Annotated in this window: 14 protein-coding genes; 9 read left to right on the top strand and 5 right to left on the bottom strand. The window is 72.6% G+C overall.

The window, feature by feature from the left end; genetic code table 11:
• Window positions 1–2: 2 nt before the first annotated feature.
• On the bottom strand, window positions 3–785 hold the full coding sequence (locus ACGFQ9_RS32345) for a response regulator transcription factor (protein ID WP_393578808.1): 783 nt from the start codon (window positions 783–785) through the stop codon (window positions 3–5).
• 282 nt (window positions 786–1,067) lie between these two features.
• On the opposite strand from ACGFQ9_RS32345, the gene ACGFQ9_RS32340 reads away from it, so the two are divergent.
• The 8 genes from ACGFQ9_RS32340 to ACGFQ9_RS32305 all read left to right on the top strand — a co-directional run bounded on the left by ACGFQ9_RS32340 (window position 1,068) and on the right by ACGFQ9_RS32305 (window position 7,582).
• Entirely contained in the window at window positions 1,068–1,859 is a 792-nt protein-coding gene (locus tag ACGFQ9_RS32340) for an amino acid ABC transporter ATP-binding protein (protein ID WP_393578807.1), read from the top strand.
• Between the two features lie 79 nt (window positions 1,860–1,938).
• Entirely contained in the window at window positions 1,939–2,784 is an 846-nt protein-coding gene (locus tag ACGFQ9_RS32335; protein ID WP_393578805.1) for a glutamate ABC transporter substrate-binding protein, read from the top strand.
• Between the two features lie 84 nt (window positions 2,785–2,868).
• Complete coding sequence (locus ACGFQ9_RS32330; protein WP_393578803.1) at window positions 2,869–3,543, top strand: amino acid ABC transporter permease; 675 nt, start codon at window positions 2,869–2,871, stop codon at window positions 3,541–3,543.
• A complete protein-coding gene (locus tag ACGFQ9_RS32325; protein ID WP_393578801.1) occupies window positions 3,540–4,460 on the top strand; it encodes an amino acid ABC transporter permease in 921 nt (306 codons plus the stop codon). Before ACGFQ9_RS32330 ends, ACGFQ9_RS32325 begins: the two co-directional genes overlap by 4 nt.
• Before the next feature lie 197 nt (window positions 4,461–4,657).
• Window positions 4,658–6,340, top strand: a complete 1,683-nt coding sequence (locus ACGFQ9_RS32320) for an FAD-dependent oxidoreductase (RefSeq protein WP_393578799.1) — start codon at window positions 4,658–4,660, stop codon at window positions 6,338–6,340.
• Between the two features lie 136 nt (window positions 6,341–6,476).
• Window positions 6,477–6,563 (top strand): putative leader peptide, encoded by an 87-nt coding sequence (locus tag ACGFQ9_RS32315; protein WP_393578959.1) that lies wholly within the window; start codon window positions 6,477–6,479, stop codon window positions 6,561–6,563.
• A gap of 81 nt (window positions 6,564–6,644) precedes the next feature.
• On the top strand, window positions 6,645–7,175 hold the full coding sequence (locus tag ACGFQ9_RS32310) for a cysteine dioxygenase (RefSeq protein ID WP_393578797.1): 531 nt from the start codon (window positions 6,645–6,647) through the stop codon (window positions 7,173–7,175).
• Window positions 7,172–7,582, top strand: coding sequence for a rhodanese-like domain-containing protein (locus ACGFQ9_RS32305; protein ID WP_393578795.1), 411 nt, complete (start codon window positions 7,172–7,174; stop codon window positions 7,580–7,582). The genes ACGFQ9_RS32310 and ACGFQ9_RS32305 overlap by 4 nt, the downstream gene beginning before the upstream one ends.
• Window positions 7,583–7,762: 180 nt before the next feature.
• Here ACGFQ9_RS32305 and ACGFQ9_RS32300 read toward each other — a convergent pair whose 3' ends face one another.
• Together ACGFQ9_RS32300 and ACGFQ9_RS32295 are read right to left on the bottom strand one after the other, a co-directional pair.
• Complete coding sequence (locus ACGFQ9_RS32300; protein WP_393578793.1) at window positions 7,763–10,324, bottom strand: FtsX-like permease family protein; 2,562 nt, start codon at window positions 10,322–10,324, stop codon at window positions 7,763–7,765.
• A gap of 153 nt (window positions 10,325–10,477) precedes the next feature.
• On the bottom strand, window positions 10,478–11,716 hold the full coding sequence (locus ACGFQ9_RS32295) for an alpha/beta hydrolase (RefSeq protein WP_393578792.1): 1,239 nt from the start codon (window positions 11,714–11,716) through the stop codon (window positions 10,478–10,480).
• Between the two features lie 99 nt (window positions 11,717–11,815).
• Between ACGFQ9_RS32295 and ACGFQ9_RS32290 the strand changes: the two genes are divergently transcribed.
• Window positions 11,816–12,784: an ArsR/SmtB family transcription factor gene (locus ACGFQ9_RS32290; protein ID WP_393578791.1), complete on the top strand. Its 969-nt coding sequence runs from the start codon at window positions 11,816–11,818 to the stop codon at window positions 12,782–12,784.
• A 60-nt stretch (window positions 12,785–12,844) separates the two neighbouring features.
• Here the strand turns inward: ACGFQ9_RS32290 and recX are convergent, their stop codons facing one another.
• Together recX and recA are read right to left on the bottom strand one after the other, a co-directional pair.
• On the bottom strand, window positions 12,845–13,405 hold the full coding sequence (recX, locus tag ACGFQ9_RS32285; RefSeq protein WP_393578789.1) for a recombination regulator RecX: 561 nt from the start codon (window positions 13,403–13,405) through the stop codon (window positions 12,845–12,847).
• A 3-nt stretch (window positions 13,406–13,408) separates the two neighbouring features.
• On the bottom strand, window positions 13,409–14,527 hold the full coding sequence (gene recA, locus ACGFQ9_RS32280; RefSeq protein WP_393578787.1) for a recombinase RecA: 1,119 nt from the start codon (window positions 14,525–14,527) through the stop codon (window positions 13,409–13,411).
• Between the last annotated feature and the right edge of the window lie 171 nt (window positions 14,528–14,698).

The raw sequence follows: 14,698 nt of genomic DNA, 5'->3' as shown, positions 1-14,698 counted from the left end.
TCCTACCGGGCGCCCGGACCGGGGGCGCTCGGGCCGGGGGCGACGAGCCGGTAGCCCACCCCGCGGACCGTTTCGATCAGGGCGGGCATCCGCAGCTTGGAGCGGAGGGAGGCGACGTGGACTTCGAGGGTCCGGCCGGTGCCCTCCCAGCTGGTGCGCCAGACCTCGCTGATGATCTGTTCCCGCCGGAAGACCACGCCGGGGCGCTGCGCGAGCAGCGCGAGGAGGTCGAATTCCTTGCGGGTGAGCGGTACGTCGGTGCCGTTGACGGAGACCCGCCGGGTCGGCAGCTCGATGCTGACGGGGCCGAGCCGGACCGTGCCGGAGGGGCCGCCGGGGTGCCCGGTCACGCCGGGCCCGGTGGAATCCTCGGATCCGGTGCTGTTGCCGCCGTTGCCGCCGGGACTGCTGGTGCGCCGGGCGACGGCGTGGATGCGGGCGAGCAGCTCGCCGGTGTCGTACGGCTTCACCACGTAGTCGTCCGCACCCATGTTGAGTCCGTGGATGCGGGAGCGGACGTCGCCGCGCGCCGTCACCATGATCACGGGGGTGGAGGTGCGCTTGCGGATCTTGCCGCAGACCTCGTAGCCGTCCTGGTCGGGCAGGCCGAGGTCGAGCAGGATCACCCCGTAGGGGCTGACCGTGGGCGGGGCGCCGGCGGGCAGCAGGGCCTGCAGCGCCTCCTCGCCGCTGCGGGCGTGGGTCACCTGGAAGCCGTGCCGGGCCAGGATCGCGGACAGGGCCGCGGCGACGTGGTCGTCGTCCTCGACGAGAAGCAGTCTCATCTTCCTCGGGCCCCCTTTCCTGGGTTCCTGACGGCTGATTTCCGGTCGTCTTCCGGCCGCTTCCGGCCGTCGTCCGGCGAGCCGCCGGACCGCCCGGTTGCGCTCAGTAAAACAGCACACCAGGGGCCTCACGCAAGGTGCCGCTCCCCTCGCCTCCCGTACATACGGAGCGTGTCCGGCAGAGGCCGGATCGTTATGCTCAATTCTCCCTCAGATGTGGTGACGCTGTGCAGAGCCGCTCACTACTGTCCTCCCAACCGAGGAGGACGGAGCTACAAGCCGATGAGCGGAGTATCAGTGACCAAGGGCGCAGGGGCCGGGGACTCGGCGCCCACGGCGGACGGCCTGGTCGTACTGAGCAACGTCAACAAGCATTTCGGCGCGTTGCACGTGCTTCAGGACGTCAATCTGAGCATTGCCCGCGGCGAGGTCGTCGTCGTGATCGGCCCTTCGGGGTCGGGCAAGTCGACGCTGTGCCGGACCATCAACCGCCTGGAGACCATCGATTCGGGCAGCATCACCCTGGACGGGAAGGAACTTCCCGCCGAGGGCCGTGCCCTGGCCAAGCTGCGCGCCGATGTGGGCATGGTGTTCCAGTCGTTCAACCTCTTCGCGCACAAGACGGTGCTCGAGAACGTGATGCTGGGTCAGCTGAAGGTCCGCAAGAAGGCCAAGGCGGAGGCCGAGGCCACCGCCCGCACCCTGCTCGACCGGGTGGGCGTCGGCACGCAGGCCGACAAGTACCCGGCGCAGCTCTCCGGCGGCCAGCAGCAGCGCGTGGCGATCGCCCGGGCGCTGGCGATGGAGCCGAAGGTGATGCTCTTCGACGAGCCCACCTCGGCCCTCGACCCGGAGATGATCAACGAGGTGCTGGAGGTCATGCAGCAGCTCGCCGCCGAGGGCATGACGATGGTCGTGGTCACGCACGAGATGGGCTTCGCCCGCTCCGCGGCCAACCGGGTCGTCTTCATGGCCGACGGGAAGATCGTCGAAGAGGCGGAGCCCGAGCAGTTCTTCAGCAACCCGCGCAGCGACCGCGCCAAGGACTTCCTGTCGAAGATCCTGCACCACTGAACGTCCGGTCTGGTACTGATCCGGGGGTAGCTCAACTCCGGTGGTAGTTCAACAACGTCTCATCCGAGGGAAGTTCACAATGAAGCTCATCAAGACCGGTGCGGCCGCGACGCTCGCCCTGACCCTGGCCCTGACGGCGACCGCGTGCGGTGGCGACAAGGACAAGGACTCCAAGGCCGGTTCGGGCGGCAAGAAGGACAAGATCGTCGTCGGCATCAAGTTCGACCAGCCCGGTCTGGGCCTGAAGACGCCGGACGGCAAGTTCACCGGCTTCGACGTCGACGTGGCGACCTACGTGGCCAAGGAGCTCGGCTACGAGGCGGGCCAGATCGAGTTCAAGCAGGCCGTCTCCGCCGAGCGCGAGAACCTGATCCAGAACGGCGACGTCGAGTTCATCGTCGCCAGCTACTCGATCAACGACAAGCGCAAGGCGAAGGTCGACTTCGCCGGCCCGTACTTCCTGGCCCACCAGGACCTGCTGGTCCGCGCCGACGAGTCCGGCATCACCAAGGCCGAGGACCTGAACGACAAGAAGCTCTGCTCGGTCACCGGCTCGACCTCCGCGCAGAACGTCAAGGACAAGCTGGCGCCCAAGGCGAACCTGCTCCAGGTCGGCGGCTACTCCGAGTGCCTCACCGGCCTGGAGAACAAGAACCTCGACGCCCTGACCACGGACAACTCGATCCTGGCCGGCTACGCCGCGCAGGAGAAGAACCAGGGCAAGTTCAAGCTGGTCGGCCTGAGCCTGAGCAACGAGAACTACGGCATCGGCCTGAAGAAGGGCAACAAGGACCTCCAGACCAAGATCAACACCGCGCTGAAGAAGATGGTCCAGGACGGCTCCTGGGAGAAGTTCGTGAAGGCCAACTTCGGCCCGGCGAACTACAAGAACGAGCCCGCCCCGCAGATCACCGAAGGCAGCTGAGTCATCGGGTGAGGTGCGTCGCCGCCCGCCTGCCGCGGGCGGCGGCGTGCCCCACCGGCCATCCTGGGGAGAGCGCAGGACAACGTGTTCGATTTTCTTGATTCCGGGCAGTACGACCTGCTCGGCGCCTTCTGGGTGACGGTTCAGCTCACCCTCTACTCGGCCATAGGCTCCCTGATCTGGGGAACCTTGCTGGTCGGGATGCGGGTCAGTCCGGTCCCGCTGATGCGGGCCTTCGGCACCGCTTACGTGAACGTGGTGCGGAACACTCCGCTCACCGTGCTGGTCGTCGGCTGCCTGCTGGGCCTGAACCAGACCCTGAGCTTCAACATGGGCACCGAGAACTTCGAGGACATCGGCTTCCGGCTCGCCGTCCTGGGTCTGACCGCCTACACCGGCACCTTCGTCTGCGAAGCGCTGCGCTCGGGCATCAACACGGTGCCGGTCGGGCAGGCCGAGGCGGCCCGCGCCCTGGGGCTGAGCTTCGTCCAGGTGCTCACCCTGATCGTGCTGCCGCAGGCGTTCCGGGCCGCGGTCACCCCGCTGGCCAACGTACTGATCGCCCTCACCAAGAACACCACGGTGGCGGCGGCCATCGGTGTGGCCGAAGCGGCCCTGCTGATGAAGGAAATGATCGAGAACGAAGCAGACGCGCTGTTCGCCGTCTTCGGGGTCATCGCCCTCGGCTTCGTCTTGCTGACCCTGCCCACCGGCCTGCTGCTGGGCTGGGTGGCCAAGCGAGTGGCGGTGAAGCGATGAGCTCCCTGCTCTACGACACGCCGGGGCCCAAGGCCAAGGCACGCAACATCATCTACACCGTGCTCTTCCTGCTGGTCCTGGGCGCCGCCGCGTGGTGGGTGCTGGACGTGATGGCGGAGAAGGGCCAGCTGGACGCCGACAAGTGGACGCCGTTCGTCGAGGACGGCGAGATCTGGACGACCTTCCTGCTGCCCGGCCTGTGGGAGACCGTCAAGGCCGGCGCCATCGCCATGGTGATCGCGCTGCCGCTGGGCGCCCTGCTCGGCATCGGCCGGCTCTCCGACCACGCCTGGGTGCGGGTCCCCGTGGGCGCCGTCGTGGAGTTCTTCCGCGCCATCCCCGTCCTGATCCTGATGGTGTTCGGCTCCGCACTGTTCGTGAAGTTCACGGACATCGACTCCGAGGTCCGGCCGCTGTACGCCTGCGTCACCGGCCTGGTCCTCTACAACGCCTCGGTGATCGCGGAGATTGTCCGGGCGGGCATCAACTCGCTGCCCAAGGGACAGGGCGAGGCCGCCAAGGCGCTGGGCCTGACCAAGAGCCAGACCATGGCCAACGTGCTGGTGCCGCAGGCCGTCACGGCCATGCTGCCCGCCCTGGTCAGCCAGCTCGTCGTCATCCTCAAGGACACCGCCATCGCGGGTGCCGTGCTGGGCTTCGCCGAGCTGCTCTCCACGAGCCGTCAGATCTCGGCCAACTACAGCAACACCATCCCCACGCTCGCGGTGATCGCGCTGCTGTTCATCGTGATCAACTTCGCTCTGACGGGCTTCGCCTCCTGGCTGGAGGGACGGCTGCGGAAGTCGAAGCGGTCAGTTGGAGCCCTCACGGCACCGACTGCCCCCCTCGTCGACAACGGCACCGTGATCGCACTCCCGGCCCAGGGCGACGGCTCGGACGTGCGCGCGAAGGACTGACTCCCAGTCCCCCGCCGCTCTGGTCACTCCTGACCCAGCATCACCTCCTGTACGCGGTGCGCCGGATACGATCCGGCGTACCGCGTACGCGTGTGCGGGCGCATGCCACGGCCGCCGGGCCGGTGTCACTTGACGCACGCACCTCCAGTGGGTTGCATACGGTCTGTGATCACATACCGGACATCGGGAGCCGCGCCATGGACCCGGTGATCGTCGTCGGCGCGGGGCCCGTCGGACTCTCCCTGTCCTTGGCCCTGGCCGGCCAAGGCGTGCCCTCCGTGCTGCTCGACGAGGGGCCCGGGAAGGACGAGCCCAGACCCGCCCGGACAGTCGTGCTGCACGCCGACACCGCCGCCATGGCCCAGCGGCTCGGTGCCGCGACGCTGCGCGACGAGGGTGCGCCGTTCGCCGCCTGGCGCACGCTGCGGCGCCGGCAGGAGACCCGGCGGGTCACCTTCGAAGAGGACCCGGTCCCGGCCCCGCTGCACGTCCCCCAGCACGCGCTCGCCCGCGGCCTGCGCGACGCCGCCGCGGCGCACCCCCTCGTCCAGCTGGTCCCGGACAGCCGGCTCGACTCCCTGGAGCAGGAGGCTCACGGGGTCACGGTCCACACCCGGGGCGTCGAGACCACCTGGTGGCGCGGCAGTTACGTGGTCGGCTGCGACGGCGCCCGGTCGACCGTCCGCAAGCTCCTCGGGATCCGCTTCCCCGGCCGTACCGCCGTCGAGCGGCACGCGGTGGCCGCGCTGCGCACCGAACTCCCCTGGCCCGGCGAGGCCATACTGCACCGGTCCCAGTCGGCGTCCGTCCCCGAGGTGACGGCCCGTCCGCTGCCCGACGGGGTGTGGCGGCTGGACTGGCTGCTGCCGGCGCGCGGGGAGCTGGTCACCCCGGAAGCGCTGATCGAGCTGATCCGGGACACCCTGGCGGGCTGGTGCGGCGGGACCACACCGCCGTACGACCTGATCGACACCGGCGTGCACACCCTGCACCACCGGCTGGCCCGCAGCTGGCGGGACCGCCGGGCCTTCCTGGCCGGGGACGCCGCCCACCTGCTCGGCGCGCTGGGCACCCAGGGCGTGGAGGAGGGGCTCCGGGACGTGGAGAACCTGTCCTGGAAACTGGCCCTGGCCTGGCACCACGGGGCCACCGAGGAACTCCTCGACAGCTACCAGGCGGAACGCCGCACCGCGGTGGCCGCCCGGCTGCGCGCCGCCGACCAGGCCCTCCCGGCCCTGCGCGGCGGGGGCGGCCTGCGCGGCTACCTGCCCGGCGCCGGCCGCACCCAGGAACTCCTGCTCACCGAAGGCCACTTGGGGCGCGGCCCGCTCGGCGCGCCCCCGGCGTACGCCCCTCCGGTCGCGGTCCGCGAGGTCCCGACCGGCACCGAGCCTGGCGGCGCGGTGGCCGACGTACCGGTGACCGCGCCGGACGGGACGACCGTGCCGCTGCGGGACCGGATCGGTCTGGGGCGGCTGCTGGTGGTGCTGGTGGCTCCGGGTACCGGGGTGTGGGACCGGAAGCACTGGCTGAAGGCCGGGCTGATGCCACGGCTGGCGGCGGCGGTGAGCGCGCTGCCGATGCGGGCCGAGCTGCTGGTGGCCGACGCGTATCCGGGCGCGCCGGCGCACACGGTGCTGCTGGTACGGCCGGACGGTCACCTGGCGGCCACCTTCGCGGGGGTCCGGCCGGCCGAGCTGTACGCGGCGGCGGACGCGGTCCGGGTGGCCGCGCCCGTCGCACCCGTGCTGCCCGCGGTTCCCTCCCCGGCCGAGCCGGCCGAGGCCGGGGCGCTCGCGGCGGAGACGGTCGCGGCCGAGACGGTCGCGGACGGCTCCGCGGACCCGGCGCCGGCCGCCGCCGCCCGCGCGGGCGAGTGAGCCGAAGGGGACGCACCGGGGCGCCGTGACCCGGCGCGCGGGCACCCTGGATGCCGGGCGGGCCCCGAACGGCGGGGCCGCGCCCGGATCCGTGATCGATTGACCCCTTGTGCGGGGTCGTGGTTCACTCGCGGGCATGACCGGCACCGACGTACTGCTCTGGCGGAGGGTCCACATGGACCTGCTCCGCTACGTGGGCTGCGTCTGTCGCCCCTCCTGTTGATTCGCCGATCCACCGATCCCTTCCCGCGTGCCCGGTTTCCGGTGCGCGCGCCCACGCGAACCCACAGGACGGTCACACCCCATGTCAGCACCCTCGTACGCCCCCGCGCGCCCGCACACCGGTCCCACCTCCGCCGAGCTCCTCGACTTCGCCCTCCGGACCGCCGCCGACCCCGAGGTGATCGCCTCGCTCCCGCTGGATCCGCAGGGCCGCACCTGGGTGCGGCTGGACGGCCCGGGCGGCAGTGAGGCCTGGCTGATCGGCTGGCCGCCGGGCACCGGCACCGGCTGGCACGACCACGCCGAGTCGCGCGGCGCGTTCGCCACCGCACGCGGCCGGCTCACCGAGAACTCCCTCGCGGTGCGGCTGCCCTCCGAGGGCTGGCAGAGCCTGCAGCTGGCGGAGGGCCTCGACCGGCGGCGCGGCCTCGGTGCGGGCACCGGGCGGGCGTTCGGCGAGTTCCACGTGCACGAGGTGCTCAACGAGTCGACGGACGGGCACGCGATCTCGGTGCACGCCTACTACCCGCCGCTGCCGCTGATCCGCCGTTACAGCCGGTCCGGACCGGTCCTCACCCTGGAGCAGGTCGAGCGCCCGGCGGACTGGGAATGAGCACCCCGGAGCCGGCTCCGACCGGCATCGACGAACAGCTGGAACGGGTCCGCGCCACGTACGAGCGGGTCGGGCCGCGGGAGGCGTACGCGGCGGTCGAGGCCGGCGCGGCCCTCCTGGTCGACACCCGGTACCAGGCGCTGCGGGAACGGGACGGGCTGATCCCGGGCGCGCTGGTGGTCGAACGCAACGAACTGGAGTGGCGGCTCGACCCGCTGGGCAGTCACCGCACCCCCGCCGCCACCGGCCATGACGTGCGCTGGATCGTGCTCTGCAACGAGGGGTACGCGTCCAGTCTCGCGGTCGACTCGCTGCGCCGGCTGGGTCTGCACCGGGCCACCGACCTGGTCGGCGGCTTCCAGGCGTGGAAGGCGGCGGGCCTGCCGGTGGCGGCTGCGGCCGCCTGAGATCCGTGGGTCGCGACCCGCGAGTGCGTAGGGGCCGCTGCCCAGCGGGATTCCCGCTGGGCAGCGGCCCTGAGTGGCCGAGGCCGACGCTGGGGGGCAACGGCTGCGCGAGTGGCGCGCTGCGGTGCCGTGTGCCCACCCGTGCCGCCCTGCGGCACGACTGCCCACACGGCAGGGCGGTCACTGCCTGGCCGTGGCCACGTCCACCGGGCGGACCCGGAGCGCGTTCCGGCCGGGCAGGGCGGTGGCGGCCAGGGCCAGCAGGGCGGCCCCGCCGATCACCGTCGCGTACGCCAGGGGCAGTACCGCGGGGGCCGCGCTCCCGGTCATCCCGACGCTGAAGGCGGTCAGCACGGCGAGGGAGATCCCGGTGCCGAGCACCGCTCCGATCAGCAGGACCGACAGCGCCTCGGTCCGGACCATCCGGAGCACCTGGCGGCGGGTCGCACCGGCCAGCCGCAGCATCCCGAACTCGCGGAACCGCTCGGCGGTGGACATGGCCAGGGTGTTGACCACAGCGATGGCGGTGAAGGCCAGGACCAGGCCCATGGCGAGCAGGTTGATCTCGGCGCCGGCCTTGCCGTGCTCGGCGCGCACCTCGTCGGCGTCGGCGGCGGAGAGGACCGCGGTGCCGGGGAAGGCCTTCAGTGCGGCGGCCAGGTGCTCGCGTCCGGTGCCCGGCTCGGTGGCCACCAGCACGTTGCTCGCGAGGGGGTTGTCCATGTGGGAGGCGACCAGGTCGTGCGGGAGGGTGAGGTCGCCGAAGCCGAGGCCGCGGGCGTAGACGGCGGAGACGGTGACGGTGACGGGGGTGCCGTCGCCGAGGTGCACGGTGAGGGGGCTGCCCGGCTTCAGGTGGAGCTGGTCGGCGGCCAGTTCGCTGACCGCGGCGTTCCGGGCGCCGAACCCGGCCAGGCTGCCGTTGGTGACGCCGGGGTTCCAGGTGCGGGTGAGGCCCTCGGGGGTGACGCCCTGGACGGCGTACTTGGTGAGGCCGACCCGGGCGGTGGTCTGCACGATCTCGGTGGCGGCGAGCACGCCGGGGGTCTCGCGGACCGTGCGGGCGGCTCCGGCGGTGACTCCGGGGCCCTGGGCGGCGAGCACCCACTGGGCGTGGACGCCGTCGCGGGCCTGGGCCCGGGCCGCGTCGCCGAGGGTGGGCTGGACGAACAGGACGGTGCAGGTCATGCCGACGAGCAGGGCGAGCGGGGTGACGGCGGAGGCCATCCGGGTCGCGTTGCCGCGGAGGTTCGCGGTGGCCAGGCGGCCGTTGGTTCCGGTGAGGCGCAGCGGGCCGGCCAGCAGGGCGGTGGCGGCGCGCACCAGCAGCGGCCCGAGCAGGGAGACCGCGCCGGCCAGCACGACGACGGCGAGGAAGGTGACGGGGGTGGAGGCGGGCTCGGTGCGCAGGGTGCTGAGTACGGCGACTAGGACGGCCCCGCCGGCGAGGAGCAGGACTCCGGCGGCGATCCGGCTCCAGGCGGGCCGGGTGCGCTCGACGGCGGCTTCGGCGAGGGCTTCGGCGGGGCGGATCCGGGCGATGCGGCGGGCGCTGATGCGGGCGGCGGCCCAGGCGCCGAACACGGTGGCGGCGACCGCGGCGGCCATCGGGAAGATGCCCGCGGTGCGTTCCAGGGTGGCGGGGACAGCGCCGAGGTCGATGAACCGGCCGTGCAGCCAGGCGGCGAGCGGGATGCCGGCGAGCGCTCCGAGCACACCGGCGGCGAATCCGACGATCATGGCTTCGCGGCCCAGCAGCCGGCGGATCTGGCGGGGGGTGGCGGCGATGGCGCGGAGCAGGGCGAGTTCGCGGTGGCGCTGCTGGATGGAGAGGGCGAAGGTGCCGACCACGACGAGGACGGCGACGAGCAGGGAGGTGCCGCCCATGGCTCCGCCCATGGACACCAGCTTGGTGCGGGCGCCGGCCGCGTCGAGGAACTCGACGGGCCCCCGGGCGTCGCCGGTGGACACCTGGGCGGTGGTTCCGGCGAGGGCCTTCTTCAGGTCGGCGGCGAGCGCAGCGGGGTTCACCCCGGGCTTCGGCAGCACGCCGAGTGCGGTGACGCTGCCGTCGCGGGCGGCGAGCCGGCGGGCTTCGGGGCCACTGAAGAAGAGCGAGGTCTGGTGGCCGAGGTCACCGTGCCCGGCGCGGGCGATACCGCTGACGGTGTAGGTCCTGGGCTCTCCGGTGGCCTGCACGGTGAGCGGGGAGCCTGGCTTCAGCCCGGCCCGCGCGGCGAGCTCCCGGTCGACGACGACCTCACCTGCGGCCTTCGGCTCGTGCCCCTCGGTGAGGGTGAACGGGGTGAGCGCGGCGGACTCCCAGGCATGTCCGTAGCTGCGCTTGCCCGTTCCGGTGCCGGTGCCGGTGCCGCCGGCGGGGACCACCGGTACGGCCTGGAAGGTCAGCTCGGGCACGGCCCGTTCCACCCCCGGGACCGCCCGGACCTTCGCGGCCGTGTCGGCGGGCAGCCAGGCGCGCTCGGCCACGGGCTTGGCCTTGTGCTTGACCTTGGTCTTGCCCTTCTTCTCCTTGACCCTGGTCTGGTGCACGTTCTGGTCGGCGGAGACGATCACGGGAGTGGCGGCGTACCGCTCGGTGGCGATCCTTCCGCGCAGTCCGGTCTCCAGGAGGGTGCCGCACGCGGTGATGAGGGCGGCCGCGCACATGAGGGCGACGAAGGCGCCGAGGAAGCCGGCTTTCCGGTCCCGGACGGTCTGAAGGGCGTAACGCAGCATCATGGGGACAACTCTGCTGGCGGGCGGCCCGCGGATCATTGGAGCGGCCCGGCGTCCCCACCCTGGGGCCAGCCCCACCTCCGTACTGCGGCCGGCCCGCCCGGGCGGGCCCGGCCCGGTCCGCTCCCTCCGGATCGGGCGGTCACTCCTTCCCTGTCAGCGGGCGGACAGGTGCCGTGCGAAGAAGCCGCGGACGGTGCGGCGGACCTGCGCGACGGAGACGGTCGGGGCGAGGGCGCCGATCAGCCGGTTCCGCGTGGCTGCCGTCATCAACCCGGCCGCCTGGAGCTGCGGGAGCATCGCGGCGTAGTCGGTGAAGATCCAGTGGCCGGCGCCGGCGATGCGCGCGGTGCGGACCCACCGGCCGGAGCGGGCAGCCACCGCCGACCAGGAGCGGTCCAGTTCCCGCCGGCGCTCGAACCGCTCGGTGCCCAGCAGGAGCAGCGGCCGGTCCACCCCTTCGGCGGCGACCGGGAACAGCTCGGCTGCGCCACCGGGTACGGCGGGCGGCCGGTCGAGGTAGCCCTCCAGGTTGATCCCGGCGCGGACCCGCCGGTCCTCGTGCATCACCTCGGTGGCGGCGGTCCCTCCCGCCGAGTGTCCGTACACGCCGAGGCGGCGGAGGTCGAGCGCCTCGGCGAGTCCGCGCGGCAGCGGCATCCGGGCCGGCTGCCGGAGCCGGTCCAGGACGAAGTGCAGGTCGGCGATCCGGGTGTCGGTCATCGTGCGGAAGAGGGACGGCCGGTCCCGGGCGTCGCCGCGCAGGACCGTCGTCCGCACCGGATCGTCCCGGTACGGCGTGACGTCCGGGAACTCGACCGCGACGGCGTCCCCGGGGTGGTCGACCGCGACGACGACGGCGCCGTGGCCGGCCAGGTCCTCGGCCAGGGACGTGCCCAGGCCCCGAGGGTCGCCACCGCCGGGGCTGTACACCAGCACCGGCCACCGGCCCGGCAGCGGCACGGCGCCGGGGACCGAGTGGGAGAGGGTGGCGCCCCAGTCCACGCCGGTGGCGGGGAGCCCCAGCGGGGTGAGCGGGGCGATCTGTCCAAACCTGGTCGCGGCCTGCGGCGGCAGCTGCGGGGCGGGGGCGGCACCGGTGGGGTGCCGCGCCGGGTAGAACACCGTCAGCATCAGCTCCCGCACGGGGATCCCGGGCTCCCACGGGTCGGAGCGGGAGCGGTCGACGAGGTGCACCGGCAGACAGCCCACGGCGTGGCGGCCGGTGGGCGCGGGCAGGGTGAGGACGGCATCGCGCGGGGCCGGGAGCCGGTCCGGGACGGTGGTCCCGGAGGCGGCGTGGGCGCGGGTTCGCGTTCCGAGGAACAGTGCGGCGGTGCCCAGCAGGGCGGACCTGGTGACGGTGCGTCGGCTGAGTGGGACGTCGTTGTTCATGCGGCTCAGGCTGGCCCGCCGGTCCCGGTCCGGCGATCGTTTAGGTTGGGGGCTCAAGGATGGCGCCGTGGACGCTGCCAGTGCCGACGCGGGGGTGCCGTGCTCCGGATCCATTTCACACCGGACGACTTCGCCCGCGTCCGCCTGGCGCCCCGGCCGGCGCCGCTCCAGGAGCTCAACGCGGCGTTGGCCATGATGTGCCGCCGGGACGGGGACCTGCTCCACGGTCCTTGGCGGCGCAGGGCTCTGCGTGCCTTGCCGAAGTCGGTCGTTCCGCTCGCCGACCTCGTCCCGGCCGGACGGGCGCCGGGCTTCCTGGACGTGTTCGAGGATTCCCTGCCGGAGGCGCTGAAGGAGGTCCGGTCGGTGCCGGTTTCGGTACTGGGCGCCGAACTGGAACGTGTCTACGCGCCCTCGCGGAGGCCCGCACCGGCATGGGTCCACGATCTGCGCCGGGGTGACGCCGAGGCCCGGCGGCTGGTCCGGCGCGCGCAGCACGCGGCCTTCGAGGCCCTGCTCGCCCCGGTCTGGGACCGGGTGCAGGACCTGCACCACGCCGAATTCGTACACCGGGCCGTACAGATCGCCGGAGGCGGCATCGGCTCGGTGCTGGCCGGGCTGCTGCCCGGTGCCCGGCTGCACGACGGCGTCTGGGAACTCCCGGGCGGGCCGCGCGAGGTCCACCTGGGAGGACGCGGGCTGCTCCTGCTGCCGAGCTTCCACTGGTCCGGCGGGCCGGTGTTGTCCGACCTCCCCGGCCGCGCCGCCGTGGTGACCTATCCGGCCGGTTCCGGTTTGCCTCCGCGGGCCGACGGCACCTCCGGCCCGGAGGCCCTGGCGAAGGTGATCGGGAACACCCGCACCGAGCTGCTCCACCTGCTGGACGACGAGCGCACCACGAGCGAGCTCGCCCGGCGGCTGGGAGTCAGCGCCGCGACGGTCTCCGCCCACACGGCGGCCCTCCGCGGTGCCCGGCTGATCTCCACGAGCCGCGCCGGCAAGGCCGTCCTGCACCGGCGCACCGCCCTCGGCGGCCTGCTGCTGGCCCGGGTGGGCCAAGACACCTAGGGCCTGCCCGGCCGGGTGGCCGCTGCCCCGCGGGCGGCGACGCGAGTTCGACGACAGGCCCTAGAACCCGTACCCGAGGTCCTCGGTGTCCTCGCCCTCTTCCTCCAGGGCGCGGCGGACCACGCGGAGGGCCATGCCCTCGGGGTAGCCCTTGCGGGCGAGCATTCCGGCGAGCCGCCGGATCCGCTTGTCCCGGTCCAGGCCCCGGGTGCTGCGGAGCTTGCGCGCCACCAGGTCGCGGGCGGTCTCCTCTTCCTGCTCGGAGTCGAGCTGTTCCAGGGCCTCGGCCACCAGGCCGCCGTCCACGCCCTTGGTGCGCAGCTCGCGCGCCAGTGCGCGGCGGGCCAGGCCGCGACCCCGGTGGCGGGACTCGACCCAGGCGCCGGCGAACGCGGCGTCGTCGATGAGGCCCACCTCCTCGAACCGGGAGAGGACCTCCTCCGACACCTCCTCGGGGATGCCCCGCTTGTGCAGGGCGTCCGCGAGCTGGCGCCGGGTGCGCGGGCTCCCGGTGAGCAGGCGCAGGCAGATCGCCCGCGCCTGCTCCTCGGGGCTCTGGGGCGGCAGCTCCGGTCCGGCCCTCGACGGACCGGGGCCGTCTCCCCCGTCGTACTCCCGCACCGGCTAGCTCTTGGCGGTCGTGGCCTTGACCGCCTTGGCCTTGGACGCCGGAGCGGGCACGGCCTTGGCCGCGTCCTCGGCGGACGCCTCGGCGTCCGCGCCCTCGGCGGCGGGGGTCGCGCCCTTGCGGACGCCCACGCCGAGCTTCTCCTTGATCTTCCGCTCGATCTCGTTGGCGAGGTCGGGGTTGTCCTTCAGGAAGTTGCGGGCGTTCTCCTTGCCCTGGCCGAGCTGGTCGCCCTCGTACGTGTACCAGGCGCCGGCCTTGCGCACGAAGCCGTGCTCCACGCCCATGTCGATCAGGCCGCCCTCACGGCTGATGCCCTGGCCGTAGAGGATGTCGAACTCGGCCTGCTTGAAGGGCGGCGCGACCTTGTTCTTGACGACCTTGCAGCGGGTGCGGTTGCCGACCGCCTCGGTGCCGTCCTTGAGGGTCTCGATGCGGCGGATGTCGATGCGCACCGAGGCGTAGAACTTCAGCGCCCGGCCACCGGTGGTGGTCTCCGGGGAGCCGAACATCACACCGATCTTCTCGCGGAGCTGGTTGATGAAGATCGCCGTGGTCTTGGACTGGTTGAGCGCGCTGGTGATCTTCCGGAGGGCCTGGCTCATCAGGCGGGCCTGCAGACCCACGTGCGAGTCACCCATCTCGCCCTCGATCTCCGCGCGCGGCACGAGGGCGGCGACGGAGTCGATGACGATGAGGTCGAGGGCGCCGGAGCGGACCAGCATGTCCACGATCTCCAGGGCCTGCTCACCGGTGTCCGGCTGGGACAGGATCAGGTTGTCGGTGTCCACGCCGAGCGCCTTGGCGTACTCGGGGTCGAGCGCGTGCTCGGCGTCCACGAAGGCGACGGTGCCGCCGGCGCGCTGGGCGTTGGCCACGGCGTGCAGGGTCAGGGTCGTCTTACCGGAGGACTCCGGTCCGTAGATCTCGACCACACGGCCGCGGGGCAGTCCGCCGACGCCGAGGGCGATGTCCAGAGCGGTCGACCCGGTGGGGATGACCTCGATGGGGTCGTTGGGGCGGTCGCCGAGGCGCATCACGGCGCCCTTGCCGAATTGTCGTTCAATCTGTGCGAGCGCGGCGTCGAGCGCCTTCTCGCGGTCGGTGCCTGCCATGGGTTCCACCCGGTTTGCTTGAGTCGATCGCTTCACGCCAAAGACGCTAACGCCTGCCACTGACAATGCGCCTCCACGCCCGGTTGGCTGTGGACAAGCATCAGAATACGTGTTCGATTTTCCTGTCAAGCGCGCCACGCCGGACCCTCCGGCAGGCACCTCACGTCGCGG

This window comes from Streptomyces sp. NPDC048603 (genome assembly GCF_043199475.1).
GTDB lineage: Bacteria > Actinomycetota > Actinomycetes > Streptomycetales > Streptomycetaceae > Streptomyces.
This window is presented reverse-complemented; position numbering and strand designations above follow the sequence as displayed.